This window comes from Amycolatopsis sp. NPDC059027 (assembly GCF_042739735.1).
Taxonomy (GTDB): Bacteria; Actinomycetota; Actinomycetes; order Mycobacteriales; family Pseudonocardiaceae; genus Amycolatopsis.
In genome coordinates this window covers 12,943-27,420 of record NZ_JBHYIK010000066.1, presented here as the reverse complement: position 1 = coordinate 27,420, position 14,478 = coordinate 12,943, and the positions used below count along the sequence as shown (strand labels likewise).

At 68.8% G+C, this 14,478-nt stretch carries 12 protein-coding genes; 3 read left to right on the top strand and 9 right to left on the bottom strand.

Annotated features, from left to right (window positions below; genetic code table 11):
• Positions 1-4: 4 nt before the first annotated feature.
• Both ACFWY9_RS34855 and ACFWY9_RS34850 read right to left on the bottom strand, forming a co-directional pair.
• Complete coding sequence (locus ACFWY9_RS34855; RefSeq protein ID WP_378329438.1) at positions 5-1,783, bottom strand: acetyl/propionyl/methylcrotonyl-CoA carboxylase subunit alpha; 1,779 nt, start codon at positions 1,781-1,783, stop codon at positions 5-7.
• A 127-nt stretch (positions 1,784-1,910) separates the two neighbouring features.
• Positions 1,911-2,213: an SAV_915 family protein gene (locus ACFWY9_RS34850; RefSeq protein ID WP_378329437.1), complete on the bottom strand. Its 303-nt coding sequence runs from the start codon at positions 2,211-2,213 to the stop codon at positions 1,911-1,913.
• Positions 2,214-2,242: 29 nt separating this feature from the next.
• Here ACFWY9_RS34850 and ACFWY9_RS34845 point away from each other — a divergent pair, with 29 nt between their 5' ends.
• Positions 2,243-2,974, top strand: coding sequence for a hypothetical protein (locus ACFWY9_RS34845; RefSeq protein WP_378329436.1), 732 nt, complete (start codon positions 2,243-2,245; stop codon positions 2,972-2,974).
• Between the two features lie 103 nt (positions 2,975-3,077).
• Here ACFWY9_RS34845 and ACFWY9_RS34840 read toward each other — a convergent pair whose 3' ends face one another.
• Positions 3,078-4,433: a dicarboxylate/amino acid:cation symporter gene (locus ACFWY9_RS34840; RefSeq protein ID WP_378329435.1), complete on the bottom strand. Its 1,356-nt coding sequence runs from the start codon at positions 4,431-4,433 to the stop codon at positions 3,078-3,080.
• 99 nt (positions 4,434-4,532) lie between these two features.
• A complete protein-coding gene (locus tag ACFWY9_RS34835) occupies positions 4,533-5,162 on the bottom strand; it encodes a Maf family protein (protein WP_378329434.1) in 630 nt (209 codons plus the stop codon).
• A 198-nt stretch (positions 5,163-5,360) separates the two neighbouring features.
• On the opposite strand from ACFWY9_RS34835, the gene ACFWY9_RS34830 reads away from it, so the two are divergent.
• A complete protein-coding gene (locus ACFWY9_RS34830; protein ID WP_378329433.1) occupies positions 5,361-7,166 on the top strand; it encodes a glycoside hydrolase family 3 protein in 1,806 nt (601 codons plus the stop codon).
• Positions 7,167-7,229: 63 nt separating this feature from the next.
• On the opposite strand, the gene ACFWY9_RS34825 is transcribed toward ACFWY9_RS34830, so the two are convergent.
• The 3 genes from ACFWY9_RS34825 to ACFWY9_RS34815 all read right to left on the bottom strand — a co-directional run bounded on the left by ACFWY9_RS34825 (position 7,230) and on the right by ACFWY9_RS34815 (position 11,227).
• On the bottom strand, positions 7,230-8,843 hold the full coding sequence (locus ACFWY9_RS34825; protein WP_378329432.1) for a DHA2 family efflux MFS transporter permease subunit: 1,614 nt from the start codon (positions 8,841-8,843) through the stop codon (positions 7,230-7,232).
• Positions 8,824-9,444, bottom strand: coding sequence for a PadR family transcriptional regulator (locus tag ACFWY9_RS34820; protein ID WP_378329431.1), 621 nt, complete (start codon positions 9,442-9,444; stop codon positions 8,824-8,826). The genes ACFWY9_RS34825 and ACFWY9_RS34820 overlap by 20 nt, the downstream gene beginning before the upstream one ends.
• A 178-nt stretch (positions 9,445-9,622) precedes the next feature.
• Positions 9,623-11,227 (bottom strand): purple acid phosphatase family protein, encoded by a 1,605-nt coding sequence (locus ACFWY9_RS34815; protein WP_378331511.1) that lies wholly within the window; start codon positions 11,225-11,227, stop codon positions 9,623-9,625.
• A 244-nt stretch (positions 11,228-11,471) separates the two neighbouring features.
• Here ACFWY9_RS34815 and ACFWY9_RS34810 point away from each other — a divergent pair, with 244 nt between their 5' ends.
• The gene (locus tag ACFWY9_RS34810) at positions 11,472-12,863 is read left to right on the top strand and encodes a hypothetical protein (RefSeq protein ID WP_378331513.1); all 1,392 of its coding nucleotides are present in this window, start codon (positions 11,472-11,474) and stop codon (positions 12,861-12,863) included.
• Here ACFWY9_RS34810 and ACFWY9_RS34805 read toward each other — a convergent pair.
• The gene (locus tag ACFWY9_RS34805) at positions 12,856-13,761 is read right to left on the bottom strand and encodes a nucleotidyl transferase AbiEii/AbiGii toxin family protein (RefSeq protein ID WP_378331514.1); all 906 of its coding nucleotides are present in this window, start codon (positions 13,759-13,761) and stop codon (positions 12,856-12,858) included. The genes ACFWY9_RS34810 and ACFWY9_RS34805 overlap by 8 nt on opposite strands.
• Positions 13,758-14,360, bottom strand: a complete 603-nt coding sequence (locus tag ACFWY9_RS34800; protein ID WP_378331515.1) for a type IV toxin-antitoxin system AbiEi family antitoxin domain-containing protein — start codon at positions 14,358-14,360, stop codon at positions 13,758-13,760. Before ACFWY9_RS34800 ends, ACFWY9_RS34805 begins: the two co-directional genes overlap by 4 nt.
• Positions 14,361-14,478 lie beyond the last annotated feature (118 nt).

Sequence of the window (14,478 nt, the reverse complement as noted above, 5' to 3'; positions counted from 1 at the left end):
TCGGCTATTTGATCTCGAAGAGCTGCGTGCCCTGCGTCACGGCGGCGCCGACCTCGACCGCGAGACCCGTCACGACACCCGATTTGTGTGCGGTGACCGGGTTTTCCATCTTCATCGCCTCCAGGACGACGACGAGTTCCCCGGCCTCGACTTGCTGGCCTTCCTCGACCGCCACCTTGACGATGGTGCCCTGCATCGGCGCTGTCACCGCGTCGCCGCTGACGGACGCCTTCGCCCCGCCGGCCCGCTTGCGCGGTTTCGCCTTGACGGCCGTACCGCCACCGGCGCCTTCGAGTGCGAACCCGCCCGGCAGCGACACTTCGAGACGCCGTCCGCCGACCTCGACGACGACGTTCTGGCGAGGCTGCTCCTCGGCTTCGACCGCTTCCGGCGCGACGAAGGGCTCGATCTTGTTGTCGAACTCGGTCTCGATCCAGCGAGTGTGCACCGAGAAGCCGTTCTCGTCCCCGACGAACGCGGGGTCGTCCACGATCACACGGTCGAACGGCAGCACCGTCGCCATGCCCTCGACGACCATCTCCGCGAGCGCGCGGCGGCTGCGCTCCAGCGCGTTCTGCCGGTCGGAGCCGGTGACGATCAGCTTCGCCAGCATCGAGTCGAACTGCCCGCCGATCACGCTGCCGTCCTCGACACCGGAGTCGACCCGCACGCCGGGGCCGGACGGCGCGACGAACTTCGTCACGGTGCCGGGCGCGGGCAGGAAGCCGCGGCCGGCGTCCTCGCCGTTGATGCGGAATTCGATCGAGTGCCCGCGCGGTTCCGGGTCCTCGGTGAAGCGCAGCTTCTCCCCACGGGCGATGCTGAACATCTCGCGGACGAGGTCGATCCCCGTGGTCTCCTCCGACACCGGGTGCTCGACCTGCAGCCGGGTGTTGACCTCCAGGAAGGAAATCGTGCCGTCGGTGGCGACGAGGTACTCGACGGTGCCCGCGCCGTAGTACCCGGCTTCCTTGCAGATGGCCTTCGCCGATTCGTGGATCCGCTTGCGCTGCTCGTCGGTCAGGAACGGCGCCGGGGCCTCCTCGACGAGCTTCTGGTGCCGCCGCTGCAGCGAGCAGTCCCGCGTGCCGACGACGATCGCGTTGCCGTGCTGATCCGCCAGGACCTGCGCCTCGACGTGCCGCGGCTTGTCGAGGTAGCGCTCCACGAAGCATTCACCACGGCCGAACGCGGCGATCGCCTCGCGGGTCGCGGATTCGAAGAGTTCCGGGATCTCTTCGCGCGTCCGCGCCACCTTCAGCCCGCGGCCGCCACCGCCGAACGCGGCCTTGATCGCCACCGGCAGCCCGTGCTCGTCGGCGAACGCGACGATCTCGTCGGCGCCGCCGACCGGCTCCTTCGTGCCCGGCACCAGCGGGGCGCCGGCACGCATCGCGATGTGCCGCGCGGTGACCTTGTCGCCGAGGTCGCGGATCGCCTGGGGGCTCGGCCCGATCCAGGTCAGCCCGGCGTCGATGACGGCCTGGGCGAAGTCGGCGTTCTCGGAGAGGAAGCCGTAGCCGGGGTGGACCGCGTCGGCGCCGGAACGCTTGGCGACGTCGAGCAGCTTGTCGAACACGAGGTAGCTCTCGGCGGCGGTCGTGCCGCCCAGCGCGAAAGCCTCGTCGGCCAGTCTGACGTGCGGCGCGTCGCGGTCGGGGTCGGCGTAGACCGCCACGCTGGCCAGTCCGGCATCCTTCGCCGCCCTGATCACGCGGACCGCGATCTCGCCCCGGTTGGCGACCAGGATCTTGGTCACCGTCGCGCTGACCTGCTCGGTCACCACGCACCTCCTCCTGTCCCGACAGCTACTCTGCTGACCGCATGACACGGCACCTGGGGAGTCTACGGATCAGACGTCGTGGATTGCTTGTGTTCTTCATCGCGCCGAATCGGCCGTAACCTCGCCGTCAGGCGTGCTCCGTGTGGCGGAGATGCTGGGGCAGCGGCGAGTCCAGGACGATCACGTCGTACGGGCGGGCCTGGTGGATCGACGGCAGGTAGTCGGTGGCCACGCGTGCCCACGGCTGGTGCTCGCCGCAGCAGGAGACCAGCTGGTCGAGCGAGGTGAAGGCGACCAGCGCGGTCCGGCCGTCCGGGGTCTTGCGCAGTTCGATCGACGCGCCCGAGTGATCTTCCGACGTCTCACTCGTGGGCAGGTACAGGGCTGGAGGCAAATCGGGGTTCGTCACGGGCACAACATAGACGGACACCGAGAGCGAGGTCGCTTACGCTCTGGGACATGCGGAGTACAGGACTGCGGCCGCCGCGATCGGCGCTGCTCACCGCGCTGCTCGCGGCGGTGGTGACGGCGGCGGCGCTGGCAGGCGTCGTGCTGCTGCGGCCGCATCCGGACACGGACGGTGGCGACGGCGCCGCAGCGGCCCCCTCGGCAAGCCCGCCGCCGCCGACGTCGACCTGCGGTGCGGGCCCGTGCCATCAGCTCGCGGCGATGACCGTCGGCAGCACCCCGGTGGTCCTGCTCGACTCCGCCCAGGGCGGCGCCGGGCGCGTCCGGATCGGCCCCGAGCCGGGCATCACGATCGAGCTGACGATCGCCGAGATGGGCGTGCGGCTCGGCAAGGATTCGTTGCGCTGCATCGAGGGGTCGACGTCGGCCTGCCTGATCCGCGGCGAGGCGAACGACGCGGCGGGCGGTTCCTACGGCGAGCTGATCGTCAATCGCGGCGGCACGTGGGAGGACTCGGGGAAGCCGTACTTCGCCGATGCCGGGACGCTGTCGCTCTACGACGTCAGCGCGGACGGTGCCCCCGACGTGATCGTGGTACGGCACGAATGCCCCGGTTCGACCCCGGGGACGCCGACGTGCCAGGCCTCGCCCGTGCTGGCCGAGGTGTACGACCTCACGGGCACGTCGATGGGCTGCACCTGGAAGGTGACGTCGCCGTCGGAACTGCGGGGCTGGCCCGATGTCCGGCTCACCCGCGCCGACCTGCACGCCTGCCCGTCGTGAGTCGACCATCCGGGCCCCGGAGGTGAGCAAGGGACCTTTACGCACGCTCGTTTAGCCACGCTAACCAAACGTGAGTAAAGGTCCCTTGCTCCCTTTTCGCAGGTCAGGCGGGGGACGGAGAGGTGATTGTGCGGGCCGCGGCGCCGTCGTCGCTGTGCTGCGGCGGGGTGGTGGGCGCGTTGAGGATGCCCTCGTCGAGCAGGCCCTCGCCGCGAGCGACGACGACCGGGACGACGATCTGGCCCGCCACGTTCGTCGCGGTGCGCATCATGTCCATGATCGGGTTGACCGAGTAGATCAGCGCGAGGCCGAGCGCGACCTGCTTGGCGTCCAGCCCGATGAACGACGTCGTCAGCGTGAACGCGGTCAGCCAGCCGGTTGTCCCGGCGGTGGCCAGCGCGCCGACCACGGCGACCACGACGATCCCGGCGTACTGCCAGAAGTTCAGCGACACCCCGGAAAGGTTCGCGACGAAGATCGCCGCGATCGCCGGGAACACGGCCGCGCAGCCGTCCATCTTCGTGGCGCTGCCCAGCGGAGTCGCGAAGGCGGCGTACGCGGGCTGGACGCCGAGGTTCACCGCGGACTGGCGGGTCAGCGGCAGCGTCGCGGACGAGGACTGCGAGGCGAACGCGAACTGGATCGCCGTGCCCGCCTTCGCGAAGAACTTCAGCGGGCTCACCTTGGCGACGAACCGCAGCAGGATCGGGTACACCACGAACAGCACCAGCAGGCAGCCGACGTATACCGCGAGCGTGGTGGAGAACAGCGGCCGGAACAGCGCGTCGCCGTACTTCGCCACCGCCGCGCCGATCAGGCCGATGATGCCGATCGGGGCGAGCCGGACGATCCAGCCGAGGTAGCGCTGGATGACCTCGAAGACGCTGGTGGTGAAGTCGACGAACGGCTTCGCCCTGTCGCCCAGGCTGTACGCGGCGGCGCCGATCACCAGTGCCAGGAAGAGCACCTGCAGCGTCTCACCCTCCGAGAACGCTTTCACGAAGTTCTGCGGCAGCAGCCCGTTGATGAAGGCGTCCCAGGAACCCCAGTGGTCGACGCTCTTCGCGGCCTTGTCGGCGTTCTTCGCGGTCGCCGCGGCCCCGCCGAGGCCACCGCTGCCGGGGTTGAAGATCCGGCCGATCGCGATGCCGATGAGCGAGGCGATGAACGACGTGATCGCGAACCACAGCACCGTCTTGCCGCCGAGCCGGGCCGCGGTGCGCCCGCCGCCGAGCCCGCGCAGGCTGTTGATCCCGACCACGATGGCCGTGAAGACCAGCGGGATCACCGCGATCTGGAGGAGCGTGGTGAAGATCGTGCCGATCTGGTCGAGCAGGCTCGTCAGCCACTTGGCCCCGGTGCTCCGCGCCACGACGCCGAGCAGCGCGCCGACGACGAGGGAGCCGAGAACCGCGGCCGCGAAAACCTTCGGCTTGGTGTAGGTCCGTACGAAAGACACGAGGACGCTCCGGGAGTTCGGTGATTCCTGTCTGCCGGTTATGCAGAACGGTAGGCAGGGAGGAACTCTTCCGAATCACCCGATCGTGTGGTGACCTTCTCAGGATGTGGGAGGCTGCCAGAGATCCGCGACACTCACGCCGACATCGGCGAGCAGCCGGCGGGTCAACGGCAGGCTGATCCCGATCACGCTCGACGGATCGCCTTCGATGCCCTCGACGAACCAGCCGCCGAGACCGTCCAGGGTGAATCCGCCAGCCACCGCGAGGGGCTCGCCGCTCGCGAGGTAGGCATCGAGCTCGTCGGCGCTCGGGGTGCCGAAGTGGACCTTGGTGACTTCGGTGCCGGACGCCTCCTTCGTCACTTCGCCGCCTTCGACGCGGACGACGGCGTGGCCGGTGAGGAGTTCACCGGACTTGCCCGCCATCGCCTGCCACCGTCGCCGCGCGACCTCGGCGGTCCCCGGCTTGCCGACCATCTCGCCGCTGATCGAGAGCATCGAGTCGCAGCCGACGATCACCGCGTCGGTGTGCTCGCTCGCGATCGCGCCGACCACGGTCTCGGCCTTCGCCGTGGCCAGCGCGGTGACGAGTTCGGCCGGGGCAGGCTCGACCAGGGCGGCGGCCACCGCGTCCTCGTCGACGCCGGACACCACGACGCTCGGGTCGAGGCCGGCGGAACGCAGGACGGCGAGGCGGGCAGGGGACTGGGAAGCGAGGACGAAACGCACAAGCGGACGGTACCGGGGCGCCCTGTGTTGCCGAATTGTGACCGGCGACACGTGTCCTCCCGGCTAGTTTGTTGTGGCTCACAACATATGTCCGAAGGATCATCTCGGAGGGAACCCATGACGTCCCGCCTCCGCCCCGGAAGATCACGCACCGCAAGATCGCGCACTGGAAGGACGCTGCGCGCGACGCAGACCGCCGTGCTCGCCGGGCTTGTCCTGTCCGCGACAGCGCTGACGCCGGTGGCGTCCGCCGAGCAGGCACCGCTCTACAAGAACCCGCACGCTCCCGTGCCCGTCCGGGTCGCCGACCTGATGAAGCGGATGAGCCTCGACGACAAGATCGGCCAGATGACCGAGGGCGAGCGGCTGGCCGCGACCCCGCAGCAGGCCGCCGACGCGCGGCTCGGGTCCATCCTCTCCGGCGGTGGCTCGGTGCCGACGCCGAACTCGCCGCAGGGCTGGGCCGACATGATCGACGGCTATCAACGCGCCGCGCTCGCCACACCACTGGGGATTCCGACCATCTACGGCGCCGACACTGTGCACGGCCACAACAACGTCTACGGCGCGACGATCTTCCCGCACAACATCGGCCTCGGCGCCGCGAACGATCCGCGCCTGATGGAACGCATCGGCGCGGTCACCGCGAGCGAATCGGCCGCGACCGGCGTCAAATGGGGATTCGCGCCGTGCCTGTGCGTGGCCAGGGACGACCGCTGGGGCCGGACCTACGAGTCCTACGGCGAAGTGCCGCGCAACGCCGTCACCAACAGCGCGATCATCGACGGCCTCCAGGGGCGGCGGCTCAGTGACAGGGCGTCCGTGCTCGCCACCGCCAAGCACTTCATCGGCGACGGCGGCACCACCGGCGGCGTCGACCAGGGCAACACCCAGATCAGCGAGCGTGAGCTGCGCGCGATCCACCTGCCGCCGTTCCGCGCGGCCGTCGATCGCGGTGTCGGCTCGGTGATGGTCAGCTACAACAGCTGGAACGGCGTCAAGGACCACGGCAACAAGTACCTGATCACCGATCTGCTCAAGGGAGAGCTGCGCTTCTCCGGCTTCGTCGTCTCGGACTGGAACGGCATCGACCAGATCGACGGCAAGGAGGGCTTCACCCCGGCCGAGGTCGCCCAGGCGATCAACGCGGGCATCGACATGGTGATGGTGCCCTACGACTACCTCAAGTTCATCAGCACGCTGAAGGGCGAGGTCGCCGCCGGGCACGTCCCGCTGTCGCGGATCGACGACGCGAACCGGCGCATTCTCACCAAGAAGTTCGAACTGGGCCTGTTCGAGCACCCGTACACGGATCGCTCGCTGCAGAAGGATTTCGGGAGCAAGGCCCACCGTGACCTCGCCCGTCAGGCGGTGCGGGAATCGCAGGTGTTGCTGAAGAACGACGGTGTGCTGCCGCTGAAGAAGAACGACAACAAGATCTTCGTCGCCGGCAAGAACGCGAACGACATCGGCAACCAGTCCGGTGGCTGGACGTTGACCTGGCAGGGCCAGAGCGGTCCCGCGATTCCCGGCACCACGATCCTCGACGGACTCCGAGCGGGCGCCGGGAAGAACACCACGGTCACCTTCGACAAGGCGGGCAACGGGATCGACAAGAGCTACCACGTCGCTGTCGCGGTCGTCGGGGAAACCCCTTACGCGGAAGGAAAGGGGGACCGGCCGAACGGTCTCGGACTGGACGCCGAGGACCTCGCCACGATCGCGAAGCTCAAGGCGTCCGGGGTCCCGCTGGTCGTGGTCACCGTCTCCGGCAGGGTGCTGGACCTCGGCGCGCAGCTGCCGCAGTTCGACGGCCTGGTCGCCGCGTGGCTGCCGGGCAGTGAAGGCGCGGGCGTCGCCGACGTGCTCTACGGCGACTACAACCCGACCGGAAAGCTGAGCTTCAGCTGGCCGAAGAACTCCGCGCAGGAACCGATCAACGTCGGCGACGGCAAGCAGGCGCTGTTCCCGTACGGGTACGGCCTTTCCTACCGGCGCCGCTGAAAACCCGCTCCCGCGGTGTGGGCCTCCTTCGCAGCCTTCTGACGGCTGCGAAGGAGGCCAGTTTCAGCTCCGGGAAGCGGCTGGTTCGGCAGCCGGAACCGGCTGACGCGGGGCGACCCGCCGCAGCATCGCCGCGGCGCCGATGCCGAGCACCAGCACCGCGATCGGCAGCAACAGCGTCGTCTTCGCGGCGTCCGTAAGTCCATTGTGGACGGCGCTGAGTGCGAGTTGCTGTGCCTGCGCGGCGATGTCCGCCGGAAGACCGGGCATCGGGTTCGAGCCGCTCGAAGCGCTGAACTCACCCGCCGAGGCCGCGCCGCGGGCGACGCCCTCGGCGAACGGCGCCCGGTACTGCTCGGGCAATGACGTCGCCGCTTTCGTTGCCTCACTGGAGATCGACGCGGTGATCCGGGCCTGCAGCAGCACGCCGATCGCCGCGCTGCCGAGGACGCCGCCGACCTGGCGCGAGGTGTTGTAGATCCCGGACGCCGTCCCGGCGAGGCGGGGTTCCACCGAGGACATGGTGAGGTTGCTCATCGGCGCGAAGATGCAGCCGATGCCCAGCCCGCAGACCAGCAGCGCCGGGGTCAGCGCCCACGGGTTCGTCTCCGGCGTCGCCTGCCACGCCACGATGCCGAGCCCGGCCGCGAGCGCGGCCAGCCCGCCCATCACGAGGTACCGGCCGTTGACGCGGTCGGAGGCCCGGCCGACGAACGGGCCGATGATCCCGGACAGCAACGACATCGGCGCGGTGAGCAGGCCCGCCGTGGTCGGGCTCATCCCGCGCACCGTCTGGACGAAGATCACCAGCGGCAGGAACATGCCGGTCATGGTGAAACCGACCGTGACCGCGGTGAGGGTGCCCGCGGAGAAGTTGCGGTTCACGAACACCCGCAGCGGCACCAGCGGTTCGCGCTTGTTGAACCACTGCCACACCACGAACGCGACGAGCAGCACCACACCGGCGCCGATGATCTCGAACACGGTGACCGAGCCGAAGACCGTCCCCCAGTCGTAGTGCTGTCCATTTTGGACGCCGAAGACGACGAGGAACAGCCCGGCCGCGGACAGCAGGATGCCGAGCAGGTCGAAGGAGTGCGAGTGCTTCGGCTGCCAGTCCGGCACCAGGATCAGCGTGAGCACCAGCGCGACGACGCCGATCGGCACGTTGACGTAGAAGATCCACTCCCAGCCGAGGTTGTCGACGAGCACGCCGCCCAGCAGCGGGCCCGCGATCGTGGCGAGTCCCGCGACAGCCGACCACAGCCCCATCGCCGGACCGCGTTTCGCGGGCGGGAACAGGTGCGTGATGAAGGCCAGCGTCTGCGGCGTCAGCAATGCCGCGCCGAGGCCCTGCACCGCGCGGGCGACGATCAGCATCTCGACGCTGCCCGCCAGGCCGCACCACAGCGAGGCGGCGGTGAACACGATCAGCCCGGCGAGGTAGACGCGCTTGGGGCCGAACCGGTCGCCGAGGCGGCTGGTGAACAGCATCGGCACCGCGTAGGTGAGCAGGTAGACGCTGATCACCCAGACGATCGCGTTCAGGCCGGCGCTCAGCTCCCGCAGCATGGCCGGGATCGCCAGGGACACGATCGTCGTGTCCAGCAGGATCATGAAGAAACCCAGGCACAGCGCGGAAAGCGCGGCCCACGGGTTAGCTTGTCTTGCGTTCATCGTTCTCTTTCCCAATAACGAGCTTCAGCTCGTGGTCCTCTTTGAAGGGGAGCCGCCCCGACTGGAGGTCGTCGAGGAGCCGTTCGGTCCATTCGAGTTCGAAGACCCGGCGGTCGGTCGTGTAGCGCCAGTCGAGCCAGAAGATCTCCGGCGTGCCGTCGGCCGCCAGGCGGTCGAGCACGACGCGGTCGGCGGCCACCAGGCCGCGCAGCTTGACGGCCCGGATCTCCAGTTCCGCCAATGTTGCCTCGCGGCCGAGGTCGTCGATGACGGCGAGCCCGGAGAGGTATTCGGGGTACTCCTCGGCGACGTTGCCGAGGAGATGCCGCGCCCGCTCGACGAAGGCGTCCCGGCCCGCGTCGGTCATCCCGTAGACGGTCCGCTCCGGGCGCCTGCCGTCGCGCTGGGTGTCGACGACCTCGATGAAACCGTTGCCCAGCAGGCGTTCCACCGTGTGGTAGAGCGACCCGGCCTTCAGCTTGACCCGCGTGTCGACGTGGCGCTCCCGCATCAGCTGCGCCATTTCGTACGGGTGCATCGGCTTCTCGTGCAGCAGTTCGAGCACGGCGATGCCCAGCGGCGTCAGCTTGGTTGTCGCCATCGCGACGGTCCTCCCGAGTGCCCCAGTCCGTTTATTCCACATGGACTATACGACGCTGACTAGTCCCCGTCCATTGTGATCCCGGTCCCGTGTGCTGAAGGGGACGTTCCTCTCGTAAGACGCGCTGAAGGGGACTTTCCTCGCATCGCATGCGAGGAAAGTCCCCTTCAGCAGCTTTTCAGGCGTCGGAGCGGCGACGGTGCAGCGTGAAGGTCTCGAACGGCTGGAGCTGCCCGTCCGGGCCTACGACGTCGTAGTACGTGACCCGCATCGAGGTGGTCCCGCCGCGCCGGGTGCCGGGGTCGACGGTGAACGCGGCGAAGCCGTACGAGTGCGCCGCGTCCCGCGCGGCCGACCACGGGGCGTCCTCGCTGACGTACACCGGCGGCCGTTTGCCGGTCTTCGGGTCCGGCTCGCCGACCGCCGTGATGACGCGGCAGCGCGGCGGCGTGGTCAGCAACTGGTTCGACGGCGCCGAGGTCCCGCCGCCGCCGATGACCATGTGCACGGTTCCCTTGCCGGTGTCGACGACGTCGGTCTTCGTGGACACCGGGACCGGCGTGCGCGTCGCGTTCGGTGAAGCGCCGCGGATCGGGTGCGAGCGCTCGTAGTGGTGTTCGTGCCCGCACACCACCAGATCGACGCCGTAGCGGTCGAACAACGGCAACCACTCCTCGCGGACGCCGAGGTCTGCGCCGTTGAACTGGTCCGCGCTGCTGATCGCGACCTGGTGCATGCAGATCACGATCCAGTCGACGCCCTTGTCCCGCCGGGCCGCCGCGAGTTCGGTCTCCAGCCACGCCTTCTGCGCGCCGCGCGAATAACCGCGGACGTAGCTGTTGCCCGCGTCCTGATAGCAGATGTCGTCGTTGGCGAGGCTGATCACGCGGACCGAGCCGACGGTGAAGGAGTACCAGAGCCCCCGCGTGACGTCGGTCTGGCCGGACGCCGGGGGCACCGAGAAGTACGTCTGGTACGCGGCGTAGCCGATCGGGCCGTTGCCCAGCTCGTTCTCGTGGTTGCCCGCGGACGGCATCCACGGGCGGTTGCGTGCGCTGCGGCTGTTGTTCGCCCAGAAGTCCCACCAGGTCCGGACCCGGTCGGTGGCGAGATTGGCGTAGCAGAGGTCGCCGTTGAACAGGTGGAACAGCGGACGGACGCGCTCGACGCCCGCGGTCGTGTCACCCGCGGCGGGCGAGCCGAGGTTGTCGTTGACGAACGGCGGATTCGGCAGCGTCACCCCGGGCGGCGGGGTGTAGCGCTTGCCGAGGGTGGGCGTGCCCTGGTCGCCGAAGCTGGTGAAGGTGAACGCGCCGCGTCCGCGTGGCGCGGTGTGGAACGTCGCCATCGCCGGCTCGGCGCCGTCGTGCAGCGCGGCGTAGACGTACTCGGTGTCCGGCCGCAGGCCCCGCAGCGGCGCGTGGTGGGCGTAGACGACCTGGCCGGACTTGGCGTCGGTGTAGCTGACCGTCTTCGCGGGGGCGCTGCGCTCGTACCGGCCGTCGGGGTGCCCGAGCAGCGCGCGGGCATGGTGCACGGGCTGGAGGGAGTGCCAGGAAACCACGACCTCGGCCGAGGCGTCCGCACCGAACTGGAGGTGCAGGCCCGCGACGGCCGGGGTCCGCGCCGGGTCGCCGCCGGTGGTGGTCGCTTCCGGGGCCGGGTCGGCGGCGGCCTCGCCCGCCAGCGGCCCCGCCGCGAGCACGGCACCGGCCGCACCGGCGGTGGTCAGGAAGCCGCGGCGGCTGAAGTGAGTGGTGAAGAGGGCTTTGTCGTCGGTCACCCCGTCACGGTGCCTCGGGGGGCCGGACCGGACTACTACGAGCCGGTGAACGGCAGGGCACGAAAGGGACGTGACCATGCCGGGAATCTCCGGAAACATCCCCGGTGTCCACAATGGACCGACTTTCGTCGGTGCGCGGCGGAGGTACGTTGCTCAGCGTTCACCTGCCGGTTCCCTGACGCCACCCGGTGTCTCTTCTTCGCGGGTCAAGGTGTTCGGGCCAACGGCTCTGGGAGGAGCGCTCATGCTGTGCCGTTCGTTACGCCTCACCGCGATCGCCGTGCTCGCCGCCGGTCTGCTCGCCGTACCGGTTCCCGCGGTCGCCGCCACACCGCACCGTGTCCTGTTCGACAACAGCAAAGCCGAAACGGCGGGCAACGCCGATTGGATCATCGGGACCAGCCAGCCGGACCCGGCCGCGCAGAATCCCTCGCCGCAGAAGGAAACCGACTGGACCGGCGCGCTCTCGGCGTGGGGTGTCGCGCTGCGGAAGACCGGGCAGTACAGCCTGAAGACGCTGCCTCCCGGCAACACCATCAGCTACGGGAACACCTCGAACCCGCTGGACCTGGCGAACTTCGACGAGTTCGTGCTGCCCGAGCCGAACGTCGTGCTGAGCGCGCCGGAGAAGGCCGCGGTGCTGAAGTTCGTGCAGAACGGTGGCGGGCTGTTCCTGATCTCGGACCACACGGGCAGCGACCGGAACAACGACGGCTGGGATTCCCCGGCGATCATCAACGACCTGATGACGAACAACGGCGTGAACAACAATGATCCGTTCGGGTTTTCGGTGGATCTCAAGAACATCTCCAGTGATCACCCGGTGGCGGTCACGGACTCCGCGAACCCGGTGCTCAACGGCGCTTTCGGGACCGTGCGCCACAGCCTGATCGCCAACGGCACGACGTTCACGCTCAAGCCCGCCGACAATCCTTCGGTGAAGGGGCTCGTGTACCTGAGCACGGTCAGTCCCGGGAACACGGGCGCCTTCTTCGCGACCAGCACGTTCGGTTCCGGCCGGGTCGCGGTGTGGGGCGACAGTTCCCCGATCGACGACGGCACCGGCCAGCCCGGCAACACCCTGTACAACGGCTGGAGCGACCCGACGGCGGACAACGCGGCCTTGGCACTCAACGCGTCCGCGTGGCTGGCGGGCGGCGGTACGACTCCGCCCACGGGATGTACCGCCGGGCAGTTGCTGGCCAACCCCGGCTTCGAGTCCGGTGCCACCGGCTGGACGGACCCCGGCGGCGTGATCGCGCAGAACGCCCCGGACGAACCGGCGCGGACCGGGACATGGAACGCGTGGCTCGGCGGTTACGGCAGCGCGCACACGGACACGCTGAGCCAAACCGTGTCCCTACCGTCCGGGTGCTCGACGTACGCGCTGTCGTTCTGGCTGCACATCGACACTGCGGAGACGGGCACGACGGCGTACGACAAGCTCACCGTGTCCGTCGGCGGGGCCACGTTGGCGACTTACTCCAATGTGGACGCTGCTTCCGGGTACCAGCAGCACACGGTGTCGCTCGCGGCGTACGCGGGCCAGTCGGTCACGGTGACGTTCACCGGTACGGAAGGCACGAAACTCCAGACATCCTTCGCCCTCGACGACACCACCCTCAACGTCAGCTGAGGGAGTCCTCTTCGCCGATGCCGGTGCACGCATCCCAGAAACGAGTCACCAGCGAGTGAGCCTCGTCGACGGTTCGTGCTTCGACATCGAGATCCGCGGCCAGCCGGGTGTAGTCGCTGCGCCATGCCGCGGGCGGAGCGGGAAGCCGGAGCGGGAGAGTGTGGCTGCCCCGTACGGAGAAAACGGTGTCCAGCCGGTCGACGATCCGCTCGTCGGGAGCGATGAGCCCCTGCTCGATCAACAGGACGAGGTCCACGAGATCCTTCGCCCTGGTATTCGGCCTGTCACCGTAATCCCTGGTGAGTGCGTGGAACTTCTCGGCGGCGTGCTGGAACACGTCGATCGCGTCGACGGTCACCGCCTGGGGGTAACCGGCGAACGCGAGTGCGGACGGGAAGGTCAGCCGTTCCACACCGCCGTGGATCTCGTCCGCGCGCGCCACGACGTCCAAGCGCACGTTCACGAACGTCTTCCCGGCGAGCTTGACGTCGACGGGAAACCGCCAGCCGGGACGTCCGGCTTGGTCGTCCGAGAGCTGCTTCGGCAGGCCAATCGCGAAGACGAAGTGGTCCTCGGCGACATCTTCGGCCAGCAAGTCGAGCAACTGCGCGCGGATGTCTTCGCCGTGTTCGCTGCGGCTGGTGAACGCGATGTCAAGGTCCTTGGTGGAGCGGCTCCGGTCGGCGAGGCGCAGTTCGAGCGCGAGTCCTCCTTTGAGGACCCACGTGGCGCCGCTGTCGGCGGCCAGCCTGACCAGTAGCCGTTCGAAGGCCACCTGGCGGCGCAAGCGGTTGATGTCGAGCCCGCTGCCCTGGGCACGTGTTCGCAGGCGTGCGTCCAGGGCGGCCAGCAGCGCGGGCGCGGTGCGGTGCCGGTCGAATGGCTTTTCGGTGCTCATCGGCTCACCGCGCCGAGTGCTCGCTCGATCCGTAGCGCCGCGCGGTCACCATGATCGTCGGCGCGTTCCTGAAGGCGCCGTGGTGAGAACAGCCCGCGCTCGAACGCGTCGGCGAGCACGGTGTCGAGCTGTTCCTGGCCGAGATCTCCGGCCGACAGGTCGAGCACGGTGCGTTCCACGGTGGTGACCTGGAAACCGGCCCGTTCCTCGATGTCGCCCGGCGGTAGGGCCGCCCGGTGGAGTACCAGTCGCGGCTCCCGTGCGCGGAAGCCGGGGGGAACGGTGAGGTGGATCCGGGACGGATTGACATCGCCGAGATCGTGGACAGTCAGCGCCGAGTCATGGGAAACGACCGCGCGGTCGCCACTCCACAGCCTCCAGAAGATGAACGTGTCGTTGTCCCCGGGCGGCCATTCGGGGAGACGGAACAGCCCGCGATGCACGCGTTCCCAGTTCCCGCGCTGTACGTGGTATCGCTGGGCCTGGTACGAATAGCCCACCTCGAGCGCTTGCCCTGCCGTGAAGTAACCGGCCTGGCGCGTTGCCACTGCGGTGAGCTCGCGGCGCAGTTCAGCGGGGTCGGCAGAGTTGGCGGGCACCTAGCCAGTCTAACGCCAAACTACATCTGCGTTGTAGTTTGGCGTTGACTCTGCCGCGTGAAACTAAATGTCCGATGTAGTTTCGCGCACACCCGCGTGCGTGAAACTACATCGCTTG